Source organism: Companilactobacillus zhachilii, assembly GCF_003606365.2.
Lineage (GTDB): Bacteria > Bacillota > Bacilli > Lactobacillales > Lactobacillaceae > Companilactobacillus > Companilactobacillus zhachilii.
The window spans coordinates 340,388-367,013 of the sequence record NZ_CP031933.2 but is presented as its reverse complement, the minus strand read 5'-3'; the positions used below and the strand labels follow the sequence as shown (position 1 = coordinate 367,013).

The 26,626-nt window shown below is 37.8% G+C and carries 26 protein-coding genes; 11 read left to right on the top strand and 15 right to left on the bottom strand.

Annotation, left to right across the window (positions count from 1 at the left end):
• Positions 1-152: 152 nt before the first annotated feature.
• From D1B17_RS01605 to D1B17_RS01580, 6 genes are all read right to left on the bottom strand, one after another.
• A complete protein-coding gene (locus D1B17_RS01605; RefSeq protein ID WP_120143437.1) occupies positions 153-1,577 on the bottom strand; it encodes a C69 family dipeptidase in 1,425 nt (474 codons plus the stop codon).
• Positions 1,578-1,603: 26 nt separating this feature from the next.
• Positions 1,604-2,470: an L-serine ammonia-lyase, iron-sulfur-dependent, subunit alpha gene (gene sdaAA, locus D1B17_RS01600; protein WP_120143440.1), complete on the bottom strand. Its 867-nt coding sequence runs from the start codon at positions 2,468-2,470 to the stop codon at positions 1,604-1,606.
• A 14-nt stretch (positions 2,471-2,484) separates the two neighbouring features.
• On the bottom strand, positions 2,485-3,156 hold the full coding sequence (gene sdaAB, locus D1B17_RS01595; protein ID WP_120143442.1) for an L-serine ammonia-lyase, iron-sulfur-dependent subunit beta: 672 nt from the start codon (positions 3,154-3,156) through the stop codon (positions 2,485-2,487).
• Positions 3,157-3,776: 620 nt separating this feature from the next.
• Entirely contained in the window at positions 3,777-5,213 is a 1,437-nt protein-coding gene (locus tag D1B17_RS01590) for a C69 family dipeptidase (protein WP_120143444.1), read from the bottom strand.
• A 329-nt stretch (positions 5,214-5,542) separates the two neighbouring features.
• Positions 5,543-6,541, bottom strand: a complete 999-nt coding sequence (gene tdcB, locus D1B17_RS01585; protein WP_120144316.1) for a bifunctional threonine ammonia-lyase/L-serine ammonia-lyase TdcB — start codon at positions 6,539-6,541, stop codon at positions 5,543-5,545.
• A gap of 571 nt (positions 6,542-7,112) precedes the next feature.
• Positions 7,113-8,513: a glycoside hydrolase family 1 protein gene (locus tag D1B17_RS01580; RefSeq protein WP_120143447.1), complete on the bottom strand. Its 1,401-nt coding sequence runs from the start codon at positions 8,511-8,513 to the stop codon at positions 7,113-7,115.
• Between the two features lie 154 nt (positions 8,514-8,667).
• Here D1B17_RS01580 and D1B17_RS01575 point away from each other — a divergent pair, with 154 nt between their 5' ends.
• Positions 8,668-9,393, top strand: a complete 726-nt coding sequence (locus D1B17_RS01575; RefSeq protein WP_120143449.1) for a GntR family transcriptional regulator — start codon at positions 8,668-8,670, stop codon at positions 9,391-9,393.
• A gap of 345 nt (positions 9,394-9,738) precedes the next feature.
• Here D1B17_RS01575 and D1B17_RS01570 read toward each other — a convergent pair whose 3' ends face one another.
• Positions 9,739-10,761 (bottom strand): LCP family protein, encoded by a 1,023-nt coding sequence (locus D1B17_RS01570; protein ID WP_120143452.1) that lies wholly within the window; start codon positions 10,759-10,761, stop codon positions 9,739-9,741.
• A 797-nt stretch (positions 10,762-11,558) separates the two neighbouring features.
• Between D1B17_RS01570 and D1B17_RS01565 the strand changes: the two genes are divergently transcribed.
• Positions 11,559-12,047 carry a cysteine hydrolase family protein gene (locus D1B17_RS01565; protein ID WP_120143454.1) on the top strand — a complete coding sequence of 163 codons (489 nt, stop codon included), beginning with the start codon at positions 11,559-11,561 and terminating at the stop codon, positions 12,045-12,047.
• Positions 12,048-12,170: 123 nt separating this feature from the next.
• Here D1B17_RS01565 and D1B17_RS01560 read toward each other — a convergent pair whose 3' ends face one another.
• Positions 12,171-12,440, bottom strand: coding sequence for a hypothetical protein (locus D1B17_RS01560; RefSeq protein ID WP_120143456.1), 270 nt, complete (start codon positions 12,438-12,440; stop codon positions 12,171-12,173).
• A 425-nt stretch (positions 12,441-12,865) separates the two neighbouring features.
• Here D1B17_RS01560 and D1B17_RS12825 point away from each other — a divergent pair, with 425 nt between their 5' ends.
• Positions 12,866-12,994 carry a hypothetical protein gene (locus D1B17_RS12825; protein WP_276606945.1) on the top strand — a complete coding sequence of 43 codons (129 nt, stop codon included), beginning with the start codon at positions 12,866-12,868 and terminating at the stop codon, positions 12,992-12,994.
• 203 nt (positions 12,995-13,197) lie between these two features.
• Here D1B17_RS12825 and D1B17_RS01555 read toward each other — a convergent pair whose 3' ends face one another.
• Complete coding sequence (locus D1B17_RS01555) at positions 13,198-13,473, bottom strand: metal-sensing transcriptional repressor (RefSeq protein WP_120143459.1); 276 nt, start codon at positions 13,471-13,473, stop codon at positions 13,198-13,200.
• Positions 13,474-13,864: 391 nt separating this feature from the next.
• Between D1B17_RS01555 and D1B17_RS01550 the strand changes: the two genes are divergently transcribed.
• Positions 13,865-14,191 carry a thioredoxin family protein gene (locus D1B17_RS01550; RefSeq protein WP_240704426.1) on the top strand — a complete coding sequence of 109 codons (327 nt, stop codon included), beginning with the start codon at positions 13,865-13,867 and terminating at the stop codon, positions 14,189-14,191.
• 334 nt (positions 14,192-14,525) lie between these two features.
• Here the strand turns inward: D1B17_RS01550 and D1B17_RS01545 are convergent, their stop codons facing one another.
• Both D1B17_RS01545 and D1B17_RS01540 read right to left on the bottom strand, forming a co-directional pair.
• Complete coding sequence (locus D1B17_RS01545; RefSeq protein WP_120143463.1) at positions 14,526-15,227, bottom strand: VIT1/CCC1 transporter family protein; 702 nt, start codon at positions 15,225-15,227, stop codon at positions 14,526-14,528.
• Positions 15,228-15,240: 13 nt separating this feature from the next.
• Positions 15,241-15,930, bottom strand: coding sequence for a VIT1/CCC1 transporter family protein (locus D1B17_RS01540; protein WP_120143466.1), 690 nt, complete (start codon positions 15,928-15,930; stop codon positions 15,241-15,243).
• 193 nt (positions 15,931-16,123) lie between these two features.
• On the opposite strand from D1B17_RS01540, the gene D1B17_RS01535 reads away from it, so the two are divergent.
• From D1B17_RS01535 to D1B17_RS01515, 5 genes are all read left to right on the top strand, one after another.
• The gene (locus D1B17_RS01535) at positions 16,124-16,588 is read left to right on the top strand and encodes a Fur family transcriptional regulator (protein WP_120143469.1); all 465 of its coding nucleotides are present in this window, start codon (positions 16,124-16,126) and stop codon (positions 16,586-16,588) included.
• Positions 16,578-16,988, top strand: coding sequence for an arsenate reductase/protein-tyrosine-phosphatase family protein (locus tag D1B17_RS01530; protein ID WP_120143471.1), 411 nt, complete (start codon positions 16,578-16,580; stop codon positions 16,986-16,988). Before D1B17_RS01535 ends, D1B17_RS01530 begins: the two co-directional genes overlap by 11 nt.
• Positions 16,989-17,557: 569 nt before the next feature.
• A complete protein-coding gene (locus tag D1B17_RS01525; RefSeq protein ID WP_120143474.1) occupies positions 17,558-18,466 on the top strand; it encodes a metal ABC transporter solute-binding protein in 909 nt (302 codons plus the stop codon).
• Positions 18,463-19,128 (top strand): ATP-binding cassette domain-containing protein, encoded by a 666-nt coding sequence (locus tag D1B17_RS01520; RefSeq protein ID WP_120143477.1) that lies wholly within the window; start codon positions 18,463-18,465, stop codon positions 19,126-19,128. Before D1B17_RS01525 ends, D1B17_RS01520 begins: the two co-directional genes overlap by 4 nt.
• A gap of 2 nt (positions 19,129-19,130) precedes the next feature.
• The gene (locus tag D1B17_RS01515; protein ID WP_120143479.1) at positions 19,131-19,928 is read left to right on the top strand and encodes a metal ABC transporter permease; all 798 of its coding nucleotides are present in this window, start codon (positions 19,131-19,133) and stop codon (positions 19,926-19,928) included.
• 294 nt (positions 19,929-20,222) lie between these two features.
• On the opposite strand, the gene D1B17_RS01510 is transcribed toward D1B17_RS01515, so the two are convergent.
• The 4 genes from D1B17_RS01510 to D1B17_RS01495 all read right to left on the bottom strand — a co-directional run bounded on the left by D1B17_RS01510 (position 20,223) and on the right by D1B17_RS01495 (position 23,785).
• Entirely contained in the window at positions 20,223-20,957 is a 735-nt protein-coding gene (locus tag D1B17_RS01510) for a hypothetical protein (protein WP_120143482.1), read from the bottom strand.
• 329 nt (positions 20,958-21,286) lie between these two features.
• Complete coding sequence (locus tag D1B17_RS01505) at positions 21,287-22,705, bottom strand: MFS transporter (RefSeq protein ID WP_120143484.1); 1,419 nt, start codon at positions 22,703-22,705, stop codon at positions 21,287-21,289.
• 4 nt (positions 22,706-22,709) lie between these two features.
• Positions 22,710-23,246 carry a PadR family transcriptional regulator gene (locus D1B17_RS01500; protein WP_120144319.1) on the bottom strand — a complete coding sequence of 179 codons (537 nt, stop codon included), beginning with the start codon at positions 23,244-23,246 and terminating at the stop codon, positions 22,710-22,712.
• A gap of 116 nt (positions 23,247-23,362) precedes the next feature.
• On the bottom strand, positions 23,363-23,785 hold the full coding sequence (locus D1B17_RS01495) for a Fur family transcriptional regulator (protein ID WP_120143486.1): 423 nt from the start codon (positions 23,783-23,785) through the stop codon (positions 23,363-23,365).
• 674 nt (positions 23,786-24,459) lie between these two features.
• Here D1B17_RS01495 and D1B17_RS01490 point away from each other — a divergent pair.
• Positions 24,460-25,152: a response regulator transcription factor gene (locus tag D1B17_RS01490; RefSeq protein ID WP_120143489.1), complete on the top strand. Its 693-nt coding sequence runs from the start codon at positions 24,460-24,462 to the stop codon at positions 25,150-25,152.
• On the top strand, positions 25,149-26,549 hold the full coding sequence (locus tag D1B17_RS01485) for a sensor histidine kinase (protein WP_120143491.1): 1,401 nt from the start codon (positions 25,149-25,151) through the stop codon (positions 26,547-26,549). Before D1B17_RS01490 ends, D1B17_RS01485 begins: the two co-directional genes overlap by 4 nt.
• The last annotated feature ends 77 nt before the right edge of the window (positions 26,550-26,626 follow it).

The following is a 26,626-nucleotide window of genomic DNA, read 5'->3' as shown; positions in this document are numbered from 1 at the left end:
TTTTAGACCATATGACTGCAGCGGCTCTAAAACGAGCTACGACAGGGCAACTCCTTCCGCTTTTCATAACTTGATAAATCGCCCGCAAAGTACAGCGGGCAATTCATCAAGTTACGAAAATGCTCGGGAGCTGGACGCCCTGTCTTCGCTCTCTACAGATTTGGATCCATCTTAAATGTCAACTTCGACAATTCAGTTCCCTTGGTAATTAAATCTGCAATATGGTCCCTCGTTGCATTGTTAAAATGTTTGGCTATTTGATAATTTTGCTCGGTTAAGTAATCTGTCAATTCTTGGCCTGTCATTCCTTTTGTTGCTTTATCAACTTCGGCCAATTTTCTTCTAGCCCATGAAGCTAATTCTTTTTGATAATCTAAATTATCGGTCGCAAAGTCGCTATAATGGCTTTCAACAATCATTGATAAGGTCTCATACATCCAATAAGCGCTCTTCATATCCAACTTTTCTGGCACGTAACTGTATGATTCATCAATATCATCTGCATTAGTAAAGAATGGTACGTATGGTGTGAAACTTGGGATTCCTAATGCTTTCCATTCCACTGCATTAGCGGCTGTTTTCTTAGAATCTCGTAATTGCAAAATATGGGAATTTGCTGTTCTTGATAATGAAATAGCCCGATAACGTTTCTTGTCTTCTTCACTACCGCTACCAATTGGATCATATTTTGTTTCGTTATAATGTGATGCCAAAATATATTGGATATCTTCTATAGAAATTTTCTTCTCTGGTTTTCTCAAGAATGGTAAATCATTTGATTCAGGGTCTTGTTCAGTTGAAGGATTCAAAACTTTTTGACCATACCAAACACGTGGGGTGTTGTAATGACGGTCTTGTTTGGTGCTTGTTCCAAAGATATGGCGGAAATTCCAACTATCGGTATCAGGGTTCAAATCGTTTTCGCTAACAAATTCTTGGATACCATCTGACCACATGTAATTGTCAGGATCATTGAAATCAATCGTTTCAATTCCAATTTGATTAGCCGCTATAACGTAACAATCATCCGGAATTCTAATAGCCACCCAGTGATGTCCCGTAGCTAATTCCATATACCAAATTTCATTTTCATCAAAAAACTCTACTCCGTTACTTTCAGTCGAACCATACTTAGCAATCAAGTTTCCTAAGTATTTTACGCCGTCACGTGCTGAATCGATATATGGCAAAACTAAGGTGGTAATCGAATCTTCGGCGACACCATTTTCAATCAATGGATCATATGCCAAAACTTTTTCATTTGCTGTCACACTCTCAGTGGCACTCATACCAACATTCTTTTCATTGATACCATCTTCTTCATACCAACCCTCATCTTGATTGGCATCGGGTGAAGCGGTATAACGATAGCCATTTTCTGGTAACTCAACACTCAATTTATTGTAAGGTGATGTGTAAGTTTCATGGCGATTCTTTGCTGCAACTTGCACGATAAAACGCTTAGGCCAGTTGGCTACAAAATTATCCTCATTACGGGCAATGTAATTCACACCGTCCATTGCAGCTTTTTTACCGACCATAATTGATGTACAAGCCATATGTGTATGTTGTCTCATAATTAAAATCCCTCTTTTTATTTATTCTAATCTCCAAAAATTTCTTTTTTCAATTTCAAAGCTGTTGGTGTTGTAGCTAAACCACCTTCAGCGGTTTCCTTAAAAATGGAAGGCATCTGTTGCCCAACTTTGTGCATTGCTTCAACAACTTCATCAACTGGAATAACACTCTTAATTCCTGCTAAAGCCATGTCGGCCGAAATCATTGCTTGTGAAGAACCAAGGGCATTTCGTTTAACACAAGGTACTTCAACTAAACCAGCCACAGGATCACAAACAAGTCCCATCATATTTTGAAGTGTGATGGAAATTGCTTCAGCAGCTTGTTGGGCCGTTCCACCCTTAGCACAAACTAAAGCAGCCGAGGCCATGGCAGCAGCCGAACCGACTTCAGCCTGACAACCACCTTCAGCTCCAGCGATTGATGAATTGTTAGCAATAACCAATCCAAATGCTCCCGCCGTAAAGAGAAAATCAACTTGTTGATCACGTGTTAAATGAAGCCTATCCCTTGTCGCCACTAGCACTCCGGCCAAAACTCCGGCACTACCGGCTGTCGGTGTAGCACAAATTAAGCCCATTTTGGCATTAACTTCATTGACCGCCACAGCGTTACGAACGGCTTCCAAAATTGGTTCACCACTTAAAAAATCACCTTTTTTAATATAAGTATCCATCAATTTTGCATCCCCACCAGTCAAACCGGTTACGGATTTAACTCCAGCAATACCTTGTTTAATTGATTTTTCCATAACTTCCAAATTACGTTCCATTTGCGAACGAATAAACTCTTTACTGCGACTAGTATTTTCCATCTCAGTTTGAACCATCAAGTCAGCAACTGAATCATAATTGGCACTTTTTTCAACTAATTCCTTAATTGTATAAAACATCTTGAACTCCCTTATTATTCAAAATATGTTGCATTATCGACATGAGGCAAAGCTTTGAGTTTCTCCAAAATTTCTGGTCGATCACGACGTTCATCAACTTCGATAATCATAATTGCTTTTTCACCTTTTGAAGCTCTAGTAACCGTCATTGTTCCAATATTGATATTAAAGTTTAAGAAAACATCAGTTACTTTTGCAATCATTCCCGCAATATCTTGATGAACCGTAATATAGGTCGGTGTTCCCAAGCTAAGAGACATCTTAAATCCATTGATTTCAGAAATTTGAATATTACCGCCACCGATTGAAACGCCTGTCACGGATAATTCATGGTCGCCTTTAACTAGCGTTATCTTAGCTGTATTTGGATGATCGACTTTGTCACTTTTTGGTACAAAAGCCACTTTGATACCTTGTTCATAAGCAATCTTTAGCGAATCTGCCAAATGCTCATCATCTGGCTCCATACCTAAAAGACCACCGACAATGGCAACGTCAGTCCCATGGCCACGGTAAGTTTTGGCAAAAGATTCATATAAATCAATCGTAATTTTATCTGGCTTTTCACCAAAGATATCATGGACCACCTTTCCAATTCTGGCAGCTCCAGCAGTATGTGAACTACTGGGTCCAACCATTACTGGTCCAATAATGTCAAAAACACTCTTAAAACGTATATCCTTCATGGTTTTGTACCTCTTTGTATTCAATAACTAGATTTTACAATTATTGATGGGTTAATTCATTATTATTTTTATTTATTGGATTTTATATATGTTGTCTCCAGAATCGAGAAAGCTTGACTGGCTGTGCGGATTGGCCTGAGCCAAGGTCTCAGACCTCGGTTTGAAGCCTTGCAAGCAAGTCTCCAAACACGCCCGGTGGCAAGCTCTAACGCCACTTTCACTGCCAGTAAGCTTTCTCGATTCTTCCGACTAATTTCTATAATTTAAAATCCACTTTTGTAAAGATAATTTTTTTGATATGACAGATTTAATATTCGATTCTCAAAGTTGATTTCGATTATGGTCGAGTGGTATTTCATATCTTTTATATAAAAAACGACAAATACCTTTTACACCTGCCTTGGTTGTTGGTTTGGGAGGTATTTTTTTGTGGGGTATTTGTCGTTACTTTTGTATATATGCAGTTGTTTTTTAGACCATATGACTGCAGCGGCTCTAAAACGAGCTACGATGGGGCAACTCCTTCCGCTTTGCCTAACTTCCCAAATCATCCGCAAAGTACGCGGATAATTCGTGAAGTCATGCAAATGCTCGGGAGCTGGGCGCCCCATCTGCGCTCTCTACAGATTTGGATCCATCTTAAATGTTAACTTCGACAATTCGGTTCCTTTTGTAATCAAATCTGCAATATGGGCTTTTGTTGCGTCGTTATAATGTTTGATGATTTCTTTATTTTGTTCTGTTAAGTAATCTGTCAATGCATCGCCTCTCATTGTGACTGCTTTCTTGTCTACTTCAGCAATCTTTCTTCTGGCCCATGATGACAACTCTTTTTGATAATCGAGGTTTGGCTCTACGAATTCTTTGTAATGTGATTCTACGACCATTGCTAAGGTTTCGTACATCCAATAGGCGCTCTTCATATCTAATTTATCTGGTGTATAGCTGTAGGATTCGTCAATATCATTGGCATTGGTGAAAAATGGTACGTGGGGGCAGAAGCTTGGGATTCCAAATCCAGTCCATTCTACTCCAGCAGCTCCATTCTTATCTGAATCTCTCATTTGTAAAATGTGTGAGTTAGCGGTTCTTGATAATGAAATGGCACGATATGTTCGTTTATCATGGTCGGAGCCACTTCCCATTGGGTCATATTTTGTTTCATTATAGTGGGACTTCAAAATATATTGGATATCTTCTACTGCAATCTTCTTCTCAGCTTTTCTGATAAAAGGTATTTCTGGTGATTCTGGGTCTTGTTCAATTGATGGGTTCAAATAACGTTGGGCAAACCAAACTCTTGGCGTATTGTAATGGTGATCTTGCTCTGTATCTGTTCCAAAAATGTGTCTAAAGTCCCAACGGTCAAAATCAGGGTTCAAATCATTTTCACTAACAAATTCTTGAATTCCATCAGCCCACATATAATTTTCTGGGTCATTAAAATCGATATCCTGAATAGCCACTTGATTGGCAGCCACAGCGTAACAGTCATCAGGGATTCGAACGGCAACCCACTGATGTCCGGTAACAACTTCCATATACCAAACTTCGTTTTTATCGTTGAATTGCAATCCATTACCTTCAGCGGAACCATATTTAGCAACTAAATCACCTAAATACTTCACACCGTCACGTGCTGAATCAATATATGGCAAAACTAAGGTTGCCAAAGAATCTTCAGCTAGACCATTTTTAACATATGGATCAAATGCTAAAACTTTTTCATTAGCATAGACACTTTCAGTTGCACTCATTCCAACGTTTTTCTCATTAAACCCATCTTCCTCATTAGGACCAGCAGTCTTTTGGTTAGTGCTTGGCGTTGCAGTATAGCGGTAACCACTTTCTGGATAAGGTGCAGTCATTTTGTTATAAGGTGAGACATAAGTTTCATGGCGTCCAGAAACAGCTGGTTGAACGATGACACGTTTAGGTTCAATAGCCAACATACGGTCTTCGTTTCTAGAAATATACGTTGCTCCGTCCATGGAAGCTTTTTTTCCTACCATAATTGATGTACAAGCTGATGCTTCAAATCGATCGAGTTCTGTCATTTTTTATCCCCCAATTAAAAAAATCTTTATATCATTTATGATACGCGTTCTCAAATTTTTAAAACACCCTTATTATGATTAATTCTCTCTCACCCGCTACTTCAGCCACTAATGAATAAAAATTGTTAACTATTGATTTAAATAAGCTAACTGGAAAGAGCAAGAGGTTTTGGTCGCTGTGCAGGTGGTGTTGGCGCTTCAGCGCTTACACCACGGGACGACTTTTGAGACTTACGGTTCTCAGTAAGGCCCAAAATCGAGCTGGGAGACCTTGGCTCCAAGCGATCCCCATAGCGACCAAATTTTCTTGCTCTTGGAGGCGACACATTTCACACAAACTGATCAATATTTGTTGCAACTTGTTCAAGATCAACATTACCGCCAGAAACTAACGCCACAATTTTCTTATTTTCAAGCCAACAAGAATCAATTTTATGTGCTTCTAATGCTGCTGTGGGTAGTGCTCCTGCACCTTCTGCAACGACTTTAGCTCGCTGCAATAAATCTTTCATTGCCGTGGCAATTTCATCTTCATTGACCAAAATCATTTCGTCCACCAAGTGTTTCGTAATGGGAAAAGTGATTTTTCCAGGCGTCGCTACTGCCGTCCCATCAGCCAAAGTTTTTCCTGCCCCAAAGGTTGTAATTTCATTAGCTTGATAGGATGCTGTCATTCCGTGAACCTTTTCTGATTGCACGCCAATTAAATGAATTGCGGGGTTAACAGTTTTGATGGCTGTTGCAATACCTGAGATTAAGCCACCGCCACCAACGGGAACAATCACTGTATCTACATCTGCCAGCTGGTTCAAAATTTCCAATCCTATTGAACCCTGACCAGCGATGACATCAACATCATCATATGGATCAACAATGGTATAACCGCTCTTAGTGGCTTCCTCCTCCATAAATTGATGTGCCTCATCAAAGGTATCACCATGTAAAATAACTTCAGCTCCATAGCCAGAAGTAGCTTGCTGTTTTGCTAAAGGAGCACCCTTTGGCATGACAACGATGGCTTTAATTCCTAACAATTTAGACGTCAAAGCCACCCCTTGAGCATGATTACCCGCAGAAGCAGTAATAACGCCACGAGCTTTTTCGGCCGCACTTAAATGATTAATCTTATTAAAAGCACCGCGAAATTTAAATGAACCGGTCAGTTGCATATTCTCAAGCTTCAAATACACCTCACCACCAGTTACATCTCGACTTAAAAACATTGATTGAATCAAAGGCGTCACTCGCCCAACTTGATGAATCAATTTTGCCGCTTTTTTAATATCGTGCAGAGTAACCGGATTATCAAATCGTTGTTCCAGTTTCATATCTTCAATAGACATCATTTTTACCCACCTCCAAAACTCATTGCATTTTCATGTTAACGCTTACATTTAACTGAAACAACCATTTTTGTGATTATTCTCACATTATTTTTAGCCGTCTATCAAGGGTGAACAGATGTCTTCAGAATCTGATATGATAAATTTTCATGAAATTATTTAGTTTGTTTTCAATAAAAAAGGAGCAATCCAATTCCTGAATTTCTACCCCTTACCAGGTCATAGAATCGACCATAAAAAGGCTAGATATTTTTCCTAAGTAAGTTCCGAAAAATATCTAGCCTGTTTAACTATATTCAATTTAAAATAATGCATCCCTTATTTAATCAGTCACATCGTATTAAAAAAGCGTGTGATGTTAGTTGATTAAAAAAAATAGCCGGAAAGAGCAAGAAATTTTGGTCGCTGTGCAGGTGGCGTTAGCGCTTCAGCGCTTACACCACGGGACGACTTTTGAAACTCGCGGTTCTTGCGAGGTTCAAAATCGAGGTTGGAGACCTTGGCTCCAACCGGTCCCCATAGCGACCAAAATTTCTTGCTCTTGGAGGCGGCATATTTAACTATCAACCGCAGCTGGAGTCAAATTGTCTAAATCAGCGCCATTACTTTCAATAACTTGTTTCAACCACCAATAGCTCTTTTTAGGAATTCTCTCCATCTTTTTCAAATCATGATTAGTTCGGTCAACATAAACTGTTCCATAGCGTTTATCCATATTACCGCTAGAACTAGGAATGTCAATCAATCCCCAACCTAAGTATCCTAATACTTCAACACCATCTTCTAAAATGGCATCCTTCATTGCTTGGATGTGGTCGCGCATATAATTAATTCGATAATCATCTTGGATTTCCGAACCGTCATACTTCTCACGCACGCCAAGACCATTTTCGATTGGAAACATTGGCACACAATAATCATTATAAACTTTGGTCAAAATATCTCGGAAACCTAATGGATCAATTTGCCAACCAAACTCTGACGTTTGTAAAAATGGATTTTCTTTAGCACCATAATCCAAATATAGATTAGGGACTGTTCCATCTGGCACTTCATCGGCACTAATTGTTTCACTACGATAATAACTAAATGCTAAAAAGTCTGATGTAACTTGAATCAAAGCCTCATCGTCATTTAATTGGTAGTCCATCTCAATTTTGTGATTTTTAATATAGGTCATTACTTCATGTGAGTAGCGACCATAAACGAAAGCATCTAATAAGTTACGATTTAAAAATTCATTGATTTGGCGGGCATATAACACATCCCTAGGATTTGGTGTAGCAGGATAAACTTCGCTATAAGCCAACATTCCACCAATTAAACAGTCAGTTTTTTGATGAATATAATTAGCAACTCCTGCATGGGCCAACATGACATGGTGACTAATTTGATACATTTCATCAATCGTTTGGTCACCTTTCATATAACCAGATATTTTGAAAACTTCACTCGTGTGATATAAATTTTGTTCATTAAAGGTAATCCAATATTTAACTCGATCACCAAAACGTTTGACCATTTCCGTACCATATCTGACAAAAGCACTCACCACTGGTCGTGACAAAAAGCCATTGTACTTTTCAGCTAATTTTAACGGCATGTCAAAATGATACAGACAAATCATTGGCGTAATATTACGTTTCAATAATGCATTGATCAACTTATCATAAAACTCAATTCCCGCTTCATTAAAGTTGCCATCGCCATCCGGATCAACCCGACTCCAAGAAATTTGGAACCGATAAAAGTTCATTCCTTGGTTAGCCATCAAATTGATATCCTCTTCATAACGGTGATATTCGTCAATCGCATCATGCCAATCAGAAGTATTTTCGGTTGCTTCTTTAATGTCATAAACAGATTTTCCTTTACCATCTATATTCCAAGCACCCTCAGTTTGCATACTAGAAGTAGAGCTTCCCCAAAAGAAATCCTCTGGCAATTTATTCGTCATGATTTATCCGTCCTCTCTTTTGAATACGCTTTCAGCATACCACAAAACTATATAATGTAAATGACTCATTAATAATAAGTATATACTTTTAAAAGAGACGGAAATTATTACTCATTAATGCTAAACTAGTATTGAAATGGTCTAGGGGATATTTATGGCATACAAATATAAGGAAGTTGCGAACACCTTAAGAGTTCAAATTCAAAACGGCAAATATGAACCGGGTGAACTGATGCCCGATCAAAATCAAATTGCTAAAAAGTTCAATACAACACGAATTACTGTCCACAAAGCACTCCAATTATTGATGGTTGAAGGTATGGTCTATTCAAAACGTGGCTCTGGCACCTATGTTCGTAAAGACTATGTCCCTAACCAACACAGCGATAATTTTGGAAAAGTTTCACCAATCGACAAACCTTTCGGGGCTACCATGACCAATCAAGGTAAAAAAGTTACTAGTAAAGTTTTAGAATTATCAGCACGCATTCCTACTACTGAAGAAGCTAATAAACTAATTATTCAGCCAACTGAGCCCGTCTACGTCATCCGCCGTGTTCGTTACGTTAATGGAAAAATATTTGCTTATGAACATACAATTATGCCCACAGCAATCACAACCTTAACTGAAGAAATTTTGGAAAAATCAATCTACGGTCACCTACAACAAGAAGGACTAAGTATTGAAGGAACCCACCGAATCGTTCGTGCCGATAAAGCCGACGAAACTGACGTTGAAACCGGCATTGCTAAAAAAATTGGTGAACCCGTACTGGTTATTAACCAATTAAGCTATCTTGATGATGGTCAGCCATTTGAAATTTCTGAATCACGTTTTCCTTACCAGACAAGTCGCTTAACGGCTGATATTACATTGTAATCAACTAGCCAAAAGTCGAAAGATAAATATGCTGCGGAAATAATAATAGGCCGCCTCCAAGAGACAGAAAATTAGATTGCTGTGGGGACCGATTGGAGCCAAAGAGCAGTCTCCAATCTCGATTTTGAACTTTGCAAGGTACACAAATTTCAAAACTCGTCCCGTGGTGTAAGCGTTGAAGCTCTAACGCCACCTTCACTGCAACCTAATTTTCTGTCTCTTTCCGGCTGGTTTATTCGTTGTTTTGAATAAACCAGAACATCACATGAAATTGAATATAATCAAAAAGGCTAGATATTTTTTTGCATAAATCCTAAAAAAATATCTAGCCTTTAATCTTCTATTTTAATATGTATTTTCTGTGTAATGAACTGTATCTAAATCGAAAGTATTGTAATTAATATCATCTTCATTAGCAAAAAATGTTTTATTTTTGGCATTCAAACGTGTTTCGGTATTATCTAAAGTTTGTTGTTCTAAGCCCAGATTATCACGTAATTTATTTGAAGCATTTTGCATCGTATCTGTTGGCAAAATTTGATACGAGCTCTCATTTATCCAAGCTGTTTTCCCTTGGATTTGATTGAATTCCATTTTGCTAGCACTGCTGTGATACTTCAAAATTAGTTGATCAATTTCAGAGGTCGTTAAATCAGTATTAATATCGTTACCCAATTTCTTAATTAAATCAGGCACTTTCACGATATATTTTGGTTGTTCAAGCTTTTTAACGACTGCTCGAAGAATTTGTTGCTGACGAACTTGACGTCCATAATCGCCTCGAGGATCTTGATAACGCATCCGAGCATATGTCAAAGCCTCTTTACCATTCAAATGGTGGGTCCCCTTAGGGATAGTTACCCCATCAAATGAAACATTCATTGGACTTTTTATTGTCACGCCATCAACAAAATCAACGGTTTTCTCCAAAGCTTCCATATTAATAGCCACATGATAATCAACAGGTACTCCTAGCAAATTACCAACAGTACTTTTAGCCATCTTTGATAGGCCAATATTATAAGCTGCATTGATTTTTTGAACATTTTTGGGACTGTCACCAATCATTTCAGCTAAAGCATCACGTGGGATCGAATAAGCCACCGTCTTCTTCTTGGCTGGATTGAGCGTCAAAAGCATCATCGTATCCGAGTTTCCACGGTCCACACGACCATCAGTCCCAGTATCAGCCCCTAATAATAAAATGGAAAAAGGCTTACTCTGATCAATCTTTTTTGAAACACTATTCTTATTAGTATTTAAAGAATTCAATGATTGCTGAGTTCGATAAACAAACAAACCACCAATAGCTAAAACAACCACTAAAATCAAACCAATAATAACAGAAAATATTTTTAATTTTTTCATTATTTTTTTCCTTATATTTTATTCAGCAATTATAAGGCAAACTATTATTCATCTGCAAATGTTAGCATCAGTTAACTTTCCATTAACCCGGGATATAATCAATTACGCTTGATACTTGTTCTGCCGCCTCCAAGAGCAAGGAATTTTGGTCGCTATGGGGACCGCTCGGAGCCAAGGTCTCCAAGCTCGATTTTGAGCCTTACTGAGAATCGTAAGTCTCAAAAGTCGTCCCGTGGTGTAAGCGCTGAAGCGCTAACGCCACCTGCACAGCGACCAAAATTCCTTGCTCTTTCCGGCTAGTTCATCCTTTAATTTGAAATAATTTTAAGTATTATGACTAGAATTATGGGATATGGAATATATTCTAATACGGATAAGTATTTTAAGAGCATGGTTATTCCATAATTCTATTAAAGCGGTAATAAAAACCATGAAAAGTATTTGAGGTATCAAGATATTCTTGGGTTAATAAAGAACTAGTCGGAAGATTCGGACAGTGGTTACTGGCAGTGAAAGTGCTGTTAGGACGACCGCTTTTGTCGTTCTTACAGCACCGGACGCGTTTAAGACTTGCCGAACTTGCAAGGCTTAAACCGAGATCCGAGACCGTGGCTCGGGCCGTTCCGCACTGCCAGTAACCACTGTCCGAATCTGGAGACGGCATATATCCATAATATAAATAATTAGCACCACGCGAATTAAAATGATATATGAGACATTTTTTAGTTATGTCGCTTTCAAAAATTAAATCATCATGGTACGCTCAGTCTAGAAAATCTTTTAGGGGAAGTGTTATTATGCCAGAATTAGCTGATGCTTTAATCATCGTCGATATGCAAAAAGCCTTGCAGTATAGCTATAACTTCAATGGACTCGTTCATAATATTAACGATCGAATCTCACAATATCGCCAATCTAATAAACCAATTATCTTCATACAACACAATGATCAAGATGTTGTCCGTGGCAGTGACCTCTGGCAATTATCTGGTAAGTTGGATAAGCAAAAAGAAGACATCGTGGTGGAGAAATTCCATCCCAATGCCTTCTATCAAACTAATTTAAATAAAGTTTTAATGCAAAATAGCGTCCGTTCAATCGAACTCTGTGGTGCTCAAACTGAATACTGTTGTAACGCCACCATTGTGATGGCCCACGGTCTTGGCTATAAAATATTTATGGAACATGATATGACAACCACCTTCGACAACGATTACATGATTGCCGAAAATACAATTTCATTTTTTGAAAATATTTGGAATCAACGTTTCGTTACATTTCAGTAATGAAAAATTGCAATTGAAACTTGCTCCCTTCTCAAACCTAGTCATAGCGTTAAAAAAGAACTAGATATTTTTTATCTGAATGATATATCCAGACAAAATATCTAGTTCTTTTTTATAATTTCATTATGCATAACTAGCAGCACTGTGAATCAATTCATATCCATTCAAATTCAAATCACCCAAAACCCGGTTAATAATCTTATCCGGATAAATCTTTCCTACCTTATAAGCTAAGTAGTACTTTGTTTGATCATCAGAAGCAATCCAACGACCAATTTGAGCTAATTCAGCGTGCGCCTTAGGATCAAAATCAACCGATCTGCCGAAATCAATCGTAATGATTTCACCTTCAAACCAACTAATATATTTAAGTGTTCTCGGTAAACTAGACATTCACCATCATCCCTTTTGCATATATTTGAACTTGTTTACTATCGTCAAATATAACACCTTTCTCGGTGAGTTTGGGTACAATTGGTAAACTAAGTGAAACTTTTTTCAAAGTCTTGGAGGTTTATATATTCCGTCTCCAGAGTCGAACAAGGTTAATTGGCTATGCGGAACGCTTCGAACCAAGGTTTCGAAGCTCGGTTTAAGCCTTGCAAGTTCAGCAAGTCTTAAACGCGCCCGGTACTGTAAGAACGACAAAAAGCGGTCGTCCTAACACCACTTTCACAGCCAATTAACCTTGTTCGCCTCTTCCGACTACTATCTTATTCTGAGTTTTGTACACTATATATTGTTTATCCTACAGAATAAATGAAGTTATCAAATATAAACATATTTGTGAACTCGTGGCGTTAGTTGATTTTTTGACTATGGATTTGAAATCATTTTTGAAGTCAAAAGATTCAGAATATACTCCATATCCTATCGTTCTAGTCGTTCATATCAAAATAATACCTAAAATTTATTTACTATTGATTCCAAACCAAACAATAAACTAGCCGGAAAGGGCAAGAAAATTAGGTCGCTGTGAAGGTGGCGTTAGCACTTTAGTGCTTACACCACGGGACGAGCTTTGAAACTCGCGTACTTTGCGAGGTTCAAAGTCGAGATTCGAGACCTTGGCTCGAATCGGTCCCCATAGCGACCTAATTTTCTTGTTCTTGGAGGCGGCATATTTAACCACCACCGCACGTATTAGTGATTATTTAGTTTTTAACATCAAATCCAATGATTTTTGTAAATCTTCCAATTGTTGTGCATCTTTACAATCAGTATTTTGACGAATATTTTGTGCAATAACTAATTTCATAGCCTTATCGACACTAGATTTAACAGCTGACAACTGCATCAAAACATCATCACAAGGCTTATTCTCGTCCATCATTCTTAAAACAGCATCAAGTTGTCCTCTTGATCGTTTCAAACGACTAGTAATCTTTTTTCTAGCTGCGGCGGACTCTTCAGGTGTTTGAGACATACTCCGACCTCCCAAATTAATTTGTTTACATAATTATACCCATGCGGGTACGGGGTAGCAAATAATTGCTTTATTTTTTTAATCATCAGTAAATTTTCGAGTAAACTATATTCCCTATTAAAGTATAACTTATACCTTAATTCGGATACGATAAAATGGTCAGCAGTGATAGTGGAGTTAGAGCTTTAGCTCTTACTCCACAGAACGCATTTTGAAATTCGTGGTTTATGCGAAGTTCAAAACCGAGAACTGAGACTTTGACTCAGACCAGTCCCACAGCAGACCATTTTATCGTATCCGAATGCGTCCTTCCCCAGAAGCAAAACAAATTGGTTGATTTATTTTACCCCAGGGGGTATATTATTGGCATAGTAATGAGAAGGAGATTTGAATGATGGCTAATATTACAGAATTATCAGATAAGACATTCAATGACGAAACAAGTAAGGGACTAGTTATCACCGATTTTAACGCTGACTGGTGTCCTCCATGTAAAATGATGAACCCTATTTTGGAGAAGTTATCTTCAAATGACGAGTTAGGCGACAAGATTAAGTTCACATCAATGAACGTTGACAACAACCCTGACACACCAAATAACTTTGGTATCCAAGGTATCCCAACATTTATCATTAAGAAAGATGGTAATGTTGTTGGACGCATGGTCGGCTACCAACCAGAAGAAAAGTTCCGTATGGCACTAGAAAAGTTTATGTAAAAACTATAATCCATTAAGAATAAACCGTTCAAAACAGAAAAGGCCAAGTTACTCAAAAAAATGAGTAGCTTGGCCTTTTTGATTTACATAGATAAGTGTTGAAGATTCTGACACTCTAATAATTGAACTAGCACAACGAATAAACTAGCCGGAAGGAGCAATGAAATTAGGTCGCTATGCAGGTGGTGTAAGCACTTTAGTGCTTACACCACGGGACGACTTTTGAAATTCGCGTACTTTGCGAAGTTCAAAATCGAGACGAAAGACCTTGGCTTTCGTCGGTCCCCATAGCGACCTAATTTCATTGCTCCTGGAGGCGGCATAATTTAATTCTTTAAAGCATCAAACCAACTGAATAGTGAATTGCCATCGTAATCAAACCGACAATAATATTTCTAATCATCGCTGTTTTGACTAAACCATCACCCAACTTAGCGCTCAAGAAACCTGTCAAAGCAACTGATAAGGTCACGGCTAAGATAGTGCCAGGCCATTGAATTGAAGCTGGCAAAAAGGTCATCGCAACTAATGGAAAAATACCACCTGATGCTGCGGAAACTAGTGAAGAAAAAGCTGCATCCCAAGGGCTCATATAATGTCCAAGTTGCAAATCATATTTCACTTTAACAACAGTTCCTAGAGCATCTTTTTTCATCAATTCTGCAGCAATTTTATCGGCCGTTTCTTGTGTAACGCCACGTTCAACATAGTAGTCAGCTACAACTGCTAGTTCGGCTGGAAAATCAGTTTTTATCAACTCACGTTCTTTTTCAATTGCAGCTCGTTCAGTATCTTTTTGGGAGCTAACTGAGGCATATTCCCCTGAAGCCATTGAAAAAGCACATGCTAAGAGGTCCGAAAGACCCGCGATAAAAATCGTAAATTGATTTGTCGTAGCAACAGCGACTGAGAATAGTACCCCGACAACTGTTAAAATTCCATCATTTGATCCCAAAACACCAGCACGTAAAGTATTGGAGCGTTCTGCCATTGTTTTCTTTTGTTTCTTTGGTTTAGACATTGTCATAGATTTCATTTCTCTTCACTCCCTAATGTGCAAACAGCGAACCGATCGCATAAGTTACGAACATAGTTAATAATCCTGATACCACATTTCTAATTACTGCCTTCAAGCGATTAGCTCCACCCAAAGCTGCAGCAATATAACCAGTAATTGATAACGCAATAATAACTGCAATCACCGTCGCTATCATTTTAATATCTTGAGGAAACATTGTAATTGAGACAAGTGGCAAAATTGATCCTGTTGGAAAAGAAATCATCGAAGCCATGGCAGCCGCAATCGCGCTTGTTTTTTCTTTGGGATTAAAACCATATCTTTCACGAACTGCCACGTCGATTGGATCTTCACTCAACATTTCTGATGTCGCCTGGGTAGCTAATTCATTCGAAATTCCTGTGGCTTGATATTTATCACGAATGAAATTAAATTCCTCTTCATAATGACCATCAAGCGCGGTAGATTCTTTTTCCAAAGCACGCTTTTCGGTATCACGTTGAGTACTTACAGAAACCCATTCACCCATTGCCATAGAGATAGTTCCAGCTAACATACCTGCAATACCAGCTAAGAAAATAGCTCGATTGTTACTTTGAGCACTAGCGACACCAACAACAATTCCGGCAACTGATACAATTCCATCATTGGCGCCCATAACACTAGCACGCATAACATTAATTTTTTCTGCTAAACTTTGTTTCTTCTTTTCCTTAGGCATTTTGCTTCACTCCTTAATTGTAAGTTACATTGGAATGGTTCTCACTTGCTAACGAATTCATAATACTTCACTAGTTATTAAAAGTAAACAATTAACCGTTTTTTATGAAAAATAGTTAGATTATTTGGAATTGTCTAAGTTTAAGTAATATAATCAACTTGTAATGATTCTTAGTTAGAAAGGAAGATTGCTCATGGCTAGTAATGCTGTAATGGAAGAAACACTACAAGTTCTAAAGGATCATAAGCTACGAGTTACTCCCCAGCGGCACATTATTCTGGCTTATTTAGTCAGCCATCATAATCATCCAACTGTGGAAACAATCCGTGATGGACTTGGTAAAGAATTACCAAACATAGGCTCATCTACGATTTATAATACTCTGAACACTTTTGTTGACCATCATTTAGTCGTGGAATTACAAAATGGTGATGGCAGTACCCACTACGATTACTTCGGTTCACCCCACTATCACGCTATTTGTACTAATTGCGGACGGATTGTAGACGTTACGTATCCTGGCTTCAGCGATACTGAAAAGAATCTCGAGAATAAGACAGCAGAGATCTCCGGATACATGATTTCCGGTAATCACATGGAAGTTTATGGACTCTGTCCTGAATGTCAAATCAAACTAGGTATTAAAAATGACAAATAATTTATATTTTCTATGTAGTGGAAATTCTTGTCGTGGACAAATAGCTGAAGGATACGCCAAAAAGTTCTTACCCGATTGGAATGTTCAAAGTGCCGGAGTCCGGGCAGAAGATATCAATCCTCAAGCAGTCAAAGTTATGGCTGAAGATAACGTTGATATTTCTCAACAAAAATCCAAAAAGATTGATGACCTTCTTCTTAAACAGGCAAATCTTGTGGTAACACTGAGCGGTGAAGCACGTGACAAAAGTGCTCTGCCTAAAAACACTCGTTGGCTAGATTGGCCTATTAGCGACCCAACCCTAGCTACCGGATCTCAAGCCGAAATCACCCAAGCATACCGCGATGTTCGTGATGATATTAAACAAAACATTTTGGAATTAAAAAAGAATATCGATTAAATCAAAAAAACTAGCTATTTTATCTGGATTTACCAGGATAAAAATTAGCTAGTTTTTTTGATATGCTTTGAGATTCCGCCTCCAGGAGCGAGAAAATTAGGTCGCTGTGGGGACCGGCCTGAGCCAAGGTCTCAGGCCTCGACTTTGAACCTCGCAAAGTACGCGAGTTTCAAAGTTCGTCCCGTGGTGTAAGCACTAAAGTGCTAACGCCACCTTCACAGCGTCCTAATTTTCTTGCTCCTTCCGGCTAGTTTATTTGTTGTTTTTTATATAAATTTGAAATATACGGTAATTACTATCTTTACGTTTTGAAAAGCTAGCACACCATATTAACATTTATTTTGAAAGCCTTCCCCTTTAGATACTGTTCTAAAACTTTAGTGTCTAAGACAAGACTCAAAGTCGAACCATGTGACCTAGGTTCCATGTAGTCCTCATAGTTACTTAAATTATCACTCCTAGAGATGACCCCAGTTAGCAGCATTCTCAAATGATAAAATTTACCATTTACTTTTGAAGTACGTTAGTTTAGAGTTAAATAGTATTAATTATCATTAAGGAGAGATTTAATGACTATCGAGAAACATAAATTTTTAGGAATCATTCTAAGCTTACTTGCTTTTATTCTAATTTTGTCAGGTTGCTCTAACAAAAAAGTTTCAGATTCTTCATCAAAAATAAGAATCGTAACCACGACTGATTTTTACGCCGAAGTCGCAAAGGCTGTTGTCGGTGACAAGGGAACTGTATCTTCTATTATTAATAATCCAGCCATTGATCCGCATGACTATGAACCAACAACTGATGTCGCTAAAACGGTCAGTAAAGCTGATTTCTCAGTTGCTAACGGTCTTGGCTATGATGAATGGATGAATAAGCTCAGCAAAAATGGCACTTACATCAAGATTGGTGAAAATGTCATGCATAAGAAGACTGGTGATAATCCTCATATTTGGTACAATCCTAATACCATGCCTGATTACGCTAATTACTTGGCTGATCAATTAGCCAAAAAGTATCCTAAGAACAAGGCTTATTTTAAACAAAATGCTCAAGAATACATTGCTTCACTCAAACCGATTCAAAAAGAATTAAGTCAATTGAAAAACACTTCTGCCAAATTGTCTAACAAAAATGTTTATGTGACTGAACCTGTTTTTGATTATTCAATTCAAGCAATGGGCTTCAAGGTAGCAAATCAAAAATTTGAGCAAGCTGTGGAAAACGGCACCGATCCTACCCCAAATGTTATCCAAGAAATGCATAAAGGTATAAAAAATAAACAGATTAATTTCATGGTGCTCAATACCCAAACTGATAGTAAGCTAGTCAATAATTTGGTTGATTTAGCAAAGAAAAATAACATCCCTGTTCTAAACGTAACCGAAACTTTGCCTAAGGGTAAAACTTATACAGAATGGATGCTTTCACAATACCAAGCCTTAAATAAGATTTTACAAAGTGAGAATCAACAATGATAGTAGCAAACAATTTAACAAAAAAATTTGGTAAACAATTAGTTTTTGAAAATCTGAATTTTACGATTAATGATGGTGAATTTATCAGTCTTGTTGGACCAAATGGTTCAGGAAAGACTACCCTCGTTAAAATTTTGATGGGATTAGAATCAAAGACCAGTGGTGATTTGCAAATTTCCAAACAAACCATTGGCTATGTTCCCCAATTTCGAAATATTGACCTCGATTATCCGCTCAGTATTGAGCAATTCGTGCGGCTAAATCTTAAATTCACATTTAGTCCCAAACAACGTAAGCTCGATAACGGATTGATTCAGACTATTATGGAAAAAACGCATCTTACGACTCTCAAAGACCGTCCGCTGGGTCTGGCCTCTGGTGGTGAAAAACAAAAAGCCTACCTTGCCCAAGCTTTACTAAATAATCCCCAAGTTTTAATTTTAGACGAATCGACTGCTAGTTTAGATGTTGAAGTCAAAATGCAATTGATGGATCTCGTTCAAGAATTAAATCAAAAATATCACCTAACAGTAATTTTTATTACTCATGATTACGAATTAACAAAGAAATATACTAGTCGAGCTCTCCTTTTCAAAAACAAAACGATTGAATCGATTGATATCAACGATGTTTCTGAAAAAATGTTCGAGATGGAGGGTTAATTATGTTTGGATATGAATTTATGCAACAAGCCTTTATTGCTAGTACCTTCATCGCTATTACAGCAGGTCTAGTGGGCGTTTTCGTCGTTTCACGTAATATGTCATTTTTATCACATACACTGTCAGAAATTGGCTTTGCCGGAGCTTCTTTTGGAATCCTGATTGGTATTTCACCATTAGCCGGGATGATTATCTTTACCCTTGTCAGCTCGATTGCCGTCGGCAGTTTAAGTGGTGAAGCTTCCAGACGTGAAGCCTCGATTAGTGCCATTTCCTCGTTATTTATTGGTTTAGGAATCCTCTTTTTATCACTATCAGCTCAATCAAGCAGTTATGCAACAAATATTTTGTTCGGAAGTATCGTTGGTATCAGCGGTCACGAAGTTAAACAATTGATGATTTTAGCATTATTCGTCATTTTAATATTCCTTGTATTTTATAAACCACTCGCCTTTGACTCCTTCGATCATTTAGGTGCTCAAGCAGCGGGACTAAAAACAAGATTATTATCCATCACTTTCTTAGTCACTCTAGCACTAAGCGTCAGTATCGGGGCCCAAATAGTTGGTTCATTGCTAGTCTTTGTCTTACTAACCCTACCAGCTGCCACTGCTAAATACTTGGTTCATTCAGTCCCAAAAATGATTTTAGTTTCCGTCGGCTTATCATTAATCGGCGTTTGGTTAGGACTATATTTAGCCTTCATTACTAACTGGCCAGTGACATTCTTTATTTCAACATTTGAAGTTTTGGCCTATTTCTGTGGATTAAGTTATAAGAATTGGAAATTAACACATTAAAAAATCAGTCTTGAGAAATTAGAAATTCTCAAGACTGATTTTTTTACGTACAGTACTGGTCAATTTTGACCCATAATTTTAACTATTAGTATTCATCCAAAACAAACAACAAACTAGCCGGAAGGAACAAAAAAAATTAGGTCGCTGTGAAAGTGGCGTTAAGGCTTTAGCCTTTACACCACGGACGACTTTTGAAACTAGCGCTTTTTGCGAGGTTCAAAATCGAGCTCGGAGACCTTGGCTCCGAGCGGTCCTCATAGCGGCCTAATTTTCTTGGTCCTGGAGGCGGAACCCTTACTTAAACTCGTGATTAATGCTCCAAGTTAAATCCTCTAAATCAGTGCTGGCCTTGGGATTATTGAGTATATACTTTCCAGATTTATCCTTAACCCAGAAACTAAATTGCTCATCAAAAATTGGTCGTGAATTTTTCTTAGTAAAGCCACTCTTCATTAAAATTTGGCTATACTCCGAACCACTATCCAAATTATTTTTATCTAGAACTGTTATGAATTGCGTTCCGATTTTGGGCAATGGCGCTTCTGGATTCTCAACCAAAATATCGTGATCAACTTCTTTTGTCCGATTCATATCAGCATAATAAGAGTCGGTTGTCGTCAAACCACCACGTAAAACAACGTAATAATCTTTACCAACTAGGCTCTTATCACCACTCAAAACTTGATCAACTCGAATTTTGGCTTTAGTAAAAGCCATATTTTTTGGAGCATCCATTTGTTCCAAATTATAAACCGTACCTTTGACGATATCACCAGCTTTTTTCAAATCTGATAATTTAGTTGGAACAATACTATCACCACTGTAAGCATCAGTTTTAACAACTTCAGCATCCTTGGTCAACTTAGCCCACGTTGCCTGATTCTTTTTTATTAAAGCTTCGTCCCTCTTAACTTTGGGTTTAGTTTTCGACGCTTGATGTTGATTGCTTGAACTTCCAGAGTTCACTCCACATGCGGATAACGGTAAAACAAAGACTAATAACGCTAGAACTATTAGAGTTTTTTTCATCACTTTTTCTCCTAGTAGAGATTATTATTACATCTTTATCCGTCATTTGTAATCGCTCTTTTTGAATAAAATTCTATAAAATTTTTTCTACTAAAGAGAGAGAGCGGAACAAGGGCGGTCAGCTCCTGAGCATTTTCGTAACTTGATGAATTGCCCGCTGGTTTTGCGGGTGATTTATCAAGTTATGAAAAGCGGAGGGAGTTACCCTTGTGTAGCTCGTTTGGAAGCTACTGCCTATACAAAAAAATAAAGGTTCCAGTAATCCAATTGATTGCTAGAGCCGTTATTTTATTGAATTAATTTTTAAAATCATACTACGACGAACACTTCTATTTTCTTAACAAACGAACACCAGTAATTACGGTCGCAACCAAACAAATTATCAAAGAAACCATAAAAGCTACGTGCATTCCCGAAATAAATAATCCCGGTTGAGATGGGATATATGAAGTTACAGTATGCCCTGCTGTGTGACTCATTGATGAAAATAAAACCGTGGTTGCTACAGAAATACCGATAATCATTCCTAATTCACGAGCTAGAGCGTTGATTCCACCGGCAATTCCTAAATCTTTAACTTCAACCGAGTTCATGACAATCGTGTTATTTGGTGCTTGGAAAATACCATTACCCAAACCGACTAAACCAACGAAGAGCATGAAGATCCACATTGGTGTTGCCAAACTCATGAACATATAACCAATTTGACTAATAGAAATTAGAATCAGACCGATAAATGTCAATAACTTAGGACCGATTTTATCTGAAACCGCTCCGGCAATTGGTGCTACAACTACTTGAACGATTGGAAAGGTCATCAATACATAACCTGCATAATTAGCAGCTAATCCACGGGCATTTTCCAAATAAAATGGCGAAATCACGTTAAAGAAAAAGTTAGCTACAAAAATTAAAAAGGCACAGAAGATACTAATGGTGAAACTAGTGTTTCGAAAAATCTGTAAATCTAATACTGGACGCTCCACGTGTAATTCAACTTTGATAAAACCAATAAATGAAACTAAAGCAATAATAAATAAAGCCAAAACGCCGATTTTAATGAAGCCTATCTCCTGTCCTAAAAAGACTCCTGCAAACAAAGTCACCATCACGAGGGCAAATAAGAAAGAACCAGTTTTATCAATTTTCTGCTTCGATAAAGTAATATCTTTAGGTAAAACTTTCATACCTAACAAAATCGCAATGATTCCCACTGGTACATTGATTAAAAAGATATAGCCCCAATGCAAATGGGCCAAAATCAATCCTCCGACACCTGGTCCAGCAATACTACCTAAAGCCACAAACGAACCAATCGTTCCCAAAGCTCGACCACGTTCATTAAACGGGAAAACTTCAGTAATGATTCCGTTATTCGTACTCATCGTCATAGCAGCCCCAACAGCTTGTAATGTACGAGCACCTAGCAAGAACATTAACCCCGAATTCAGTCCACAAAGCAATGAACCAATCGTGAATAAAATTGTCCCAATTTTGAAAACTCGAATCTTACCATAGGCATCTCCGAGTTTTCCGAATAATAATAATAGTGCACAAATAACAATTAAATAAATGGAAACGACCCACTCCGCTTGGCTCATCGGAATACGTAAATCCTTACTCATCACTGGTAAAGCGATATTGACGATACTTCCGTCCAAGGTTGACATGAAAGTAAACATACAAACGGCAATCAAAATCAACCAACGATGCTTTTGAATCTCTGGATCTTTAGCAAAACTGTCCATCAGGTTAAGCCTCTCTTCTTTGTTTTAAAAGTTGTGATACCCAATCTACTTGGGTCTGAGTCCAAGCAATTTGTAACTGTTTAACAAGCAACACATCATCAATATCAGCCTGCACCATATGTTTATTATTTTTTAAATCAGCCTGACGTCTCTGAAGATGTTGCAGTTTGTCTTTTGAAAAATCTTGAAAATCTTCTAGAACAAAAACTTGTTGCTGTTGATTCAATAAGTGTAAGAAATTTACTTTCATTAAAAAGGTCAATTGCGTTTGCTTATTAATGGCAACCGTTGTATTAATTAGTTCGTAAAAATGATTCCTGCCCTTGTCAGTTATCGTTGCTAACTTTTGTGGACGTTTATTATCAACCGTTTTAAAACTCAAACTAATCTCTTGAGCTTGCTCGAGCTTATCCAGCAGCGGATATAACGTTCCAAAACTAATCGCCTGATCACCACCAGCAATAGCGATGAAAGCCTTCCGCAAACTATAACCAGTCATCGAATGGTCCATCAATTGCCCCAGAATAAATAATTCGTACATTCCTAACACCTATCTTTCTCGTTTTAAATAGTATATCGTTTCGATATATTCTGCAAGCGGTTTTTCAGAAAAAAAAGACTGAATTTCAGTAATTTGAAATTCAATCTTTAACAAATTTAAGCTTTTAATTTTTTGGTACAGTCAGCACAAAGTCCATAAACCTCAATCGCATGACCTTCAATCGTATATCCAGGTAATTGATCAGCAAAGAACTCCATCGGACAAGCCTTTAGTTCCGTAACCTTGCCACAGTTTTTACAAACAAAGTGATGATGGTGACGATGTGAAAAATCACATTGATACTTCACCAAAGTCTTATTTTTTTCCTGATACTCAACCAAACCAATATCGGCAAACTCCTTTAAGTTCCGATAAATAGTATTGTTACTCATCCCCGGGTAAAGTGAGCGCATATAATTGGCAATATCGTTAATGGAAACATATTGGACCGTAAATTTCCGTAAAAAATCAATCAAGTCAGTCCGTTGTTTCGTGATTTTATAATTATTTTGTTTTAATACTTCAATTGCTTTGTCCATTTTTATCCCCTCTCTTAACGTGTTCATTAATCGATTCCGTCTCCAGAAACCAGAAATTTAGGTCGCTATGGGGACCGACTTGAGCCAAAGGACGGTCTCAAGTCTCGATTTTGAACCTCGCAAAATACGCGAGTTTCAAAATTCGCCCCGTGGTGTAAGCACTAAAGTGCTAACGCCACCTTCACAGCGACCTAAATTTCTGGTTCCTTCCGACTAGTTTATTTTCATAAAATAACTTTTCTTCCTACGTTATTAACAAATAGTCAAATTGCCATAAAGAAAATTCGATTGAAGAATTCAACTTCTACAATCTACCAACGATTCTACTTCAATACAAACAAGTATATCATAATTAGTAATTATTACTCTTTAGTTTGTTTTTTTAGTTAGTATTAAGGTTCATTTCCTACTATAATAATTAAAAGTCTAAAGGCTGTGGCAGAATTAACAATACCTTAGCCTCTGGGAGCAAGAAATTTTGGTTGCTGTGCAAGTGGCGTTAAGGCTTTAGCCTTTACACCACGGGACGACTTTTGAGACTTGCGGTTTGTGCAAGGCTCAAAATCGAGATTCGAGACCGCACTCTGGCTCGAATCGGTCCCCATAGCGACCTAAATTTCTTGCTCCCAGAGGCGGCCCCCACCTTTTAAAAACCACTTTCGGGAGATTTCTAAATGAAAAACACTATTTTAATTGTTGAAGATGAGCGTAGTCTGTCTAGCTACGTTAGTAAGGAACTTCAGTTTGAAGATTTCGATGTCATTATTGCTAATGATGGTGCTGAAGCAATGGATTTATATGGAAAACATCAAAATGAATTACTGTTGATTTTATTAGATTGGATGCTTCCCAAACTTGATGGTATGGAGGTACTCCGTCGGATTCGTAAACACGACCAAGTCCCTGTTATTGTGATGACTGCTCGTGATTATATCGGTGACAAAGTTGCTGGTCTTGATAACGGTGCAGATGATTATATAACGAAACCTTTTGAAATTGAAGAACTTCTGGCCCGAGTACGTGTTATTCAACGGCGAGCTGAACACTTAACTGAACCCGATCAAACTTATCAGATTGCCGACTTAGTTTTGAATACTAAATCACATCAAGTGACACGAAACGATGAAAACGTTCAATTAACTCGTCGAGAATACGATTTACTACTTTTCTTCCTACAACATGTTGGACAAGTTTTCACACGTGATGAATTGCTAGACAATGTTTGGGGTGAAGATTTTCTCGGTCAACAAAATGTTGTTGATGTGTATGTCGGCTATTTACGAAATAAAGTTGATGGCAAAGATAACAAACCTTTGATTCAAACCATTCGGGGTGTCGGTTATTCGATTGAGGATGTGACAAAATGAAAGTCACGAAGAAATCACCCACTTATCAAGAATTAATTAATAATGCCATCAGAAAATTAGTTATCATCATAACTTTATCAATTAGCGCGCTCATTTTAGTCGTCGTCGGACTGCAACAATACTCACAAACGGTTCACGAAGCTAATGGACAAATGATGAGCCTATATCGTTCCAACATTGATGATATTCCCGGCTTCATCCAGTGGAGTAATCAAAATAACCGTCATACCAAACAAAATACCGTAATTCGGGTTAAAACTAAAAAGTCATCTATCACGGCTGCTTCCAATCGAGCTGGACAGGAAATTATGACTACTTCAACTTCTAAAAAATTCATCAGCCAACGAAAAATCATGATTCTTCCCGGACAACATATTGTCTACGTTCAAGGCTATGGACTTTTTCTCTTCTACACACGTAAAGATGCCGATACTACCTATCAACTTTGGACCAGTCTGAGCCGGCTAATTAATAGTTTGTTACTATTATTAATTATTATTAGTATCATCGTTTTCGTCACCCTGGGATTCGGGACTTGGTGGGCTCAACAATTAGCTGCTAAATTGAGTGCTCCGACAATTGAACTAGTCAAGGAAACTCGCAGTACAGCTAAAGATGCTGACACTGATCAGCCAAAACTTGAAGTACCCGACAGTCCACAGGAAATTCAAGAATTGGGAAATGCCTTCAATGAATTATTGGCATCACAAAATCAACGACTTCAACGAGAAAAAGATTTTGTTTCCAACGCTTCACATGAATTAAAGACACCCATTGCTGCAATCAGAGGAAATATCAATCTGATTAAACGCCATGGTGATAAACATCCAGATGTCATCCCCGAATCACTTGGTTTTATTGATGAAGAATCACTGCGGATGCAAAATTTGATTACCAACCTACTTCATTTATCACGAGCCGATCGAGCTGATTTAGTTTTGGAAGACGTTAATTTATCGGAAATTGCTGAACAACTTGGTAAGCAATATCAAAAGACCTTAGACCATCAGTTGCAACTATCCATTGCTCCGAATTTGTATATCTTAGGAAATACCGATACTTTAAAACAAATTATCGTCGCATTGTTAGATAATGCCAATAAGTATTCACCAGAAAAAGCCCCAATTATTTTGAAACTTGCTGATATCAATAAAAAAATTGAGCTATCAGTTCAAGACTTTGGTATGGGAATACCTGACGATAAAAAAGATTTGATCTTCCAACGTTTCTATCGCGTGGATACATCACATTCGACCGAAATTAAAGGCAGTGGCCTAGGATTATCGATTGTTTCTCAATTGGTTAAAATCAATAACGCTTCAATTAAAGTTTTGGACAATCAACCACAAGGCTCTATTTTTACAGTAAGTTTTGATGAGGTTCAAAGTGATAATTAAATATGCCGCTTCCGGTAGAAAAAACGGGCAGGCCGCTGTGAGGACCGGCTCGAGCCAAGGTCTCGACCCTCGATTTT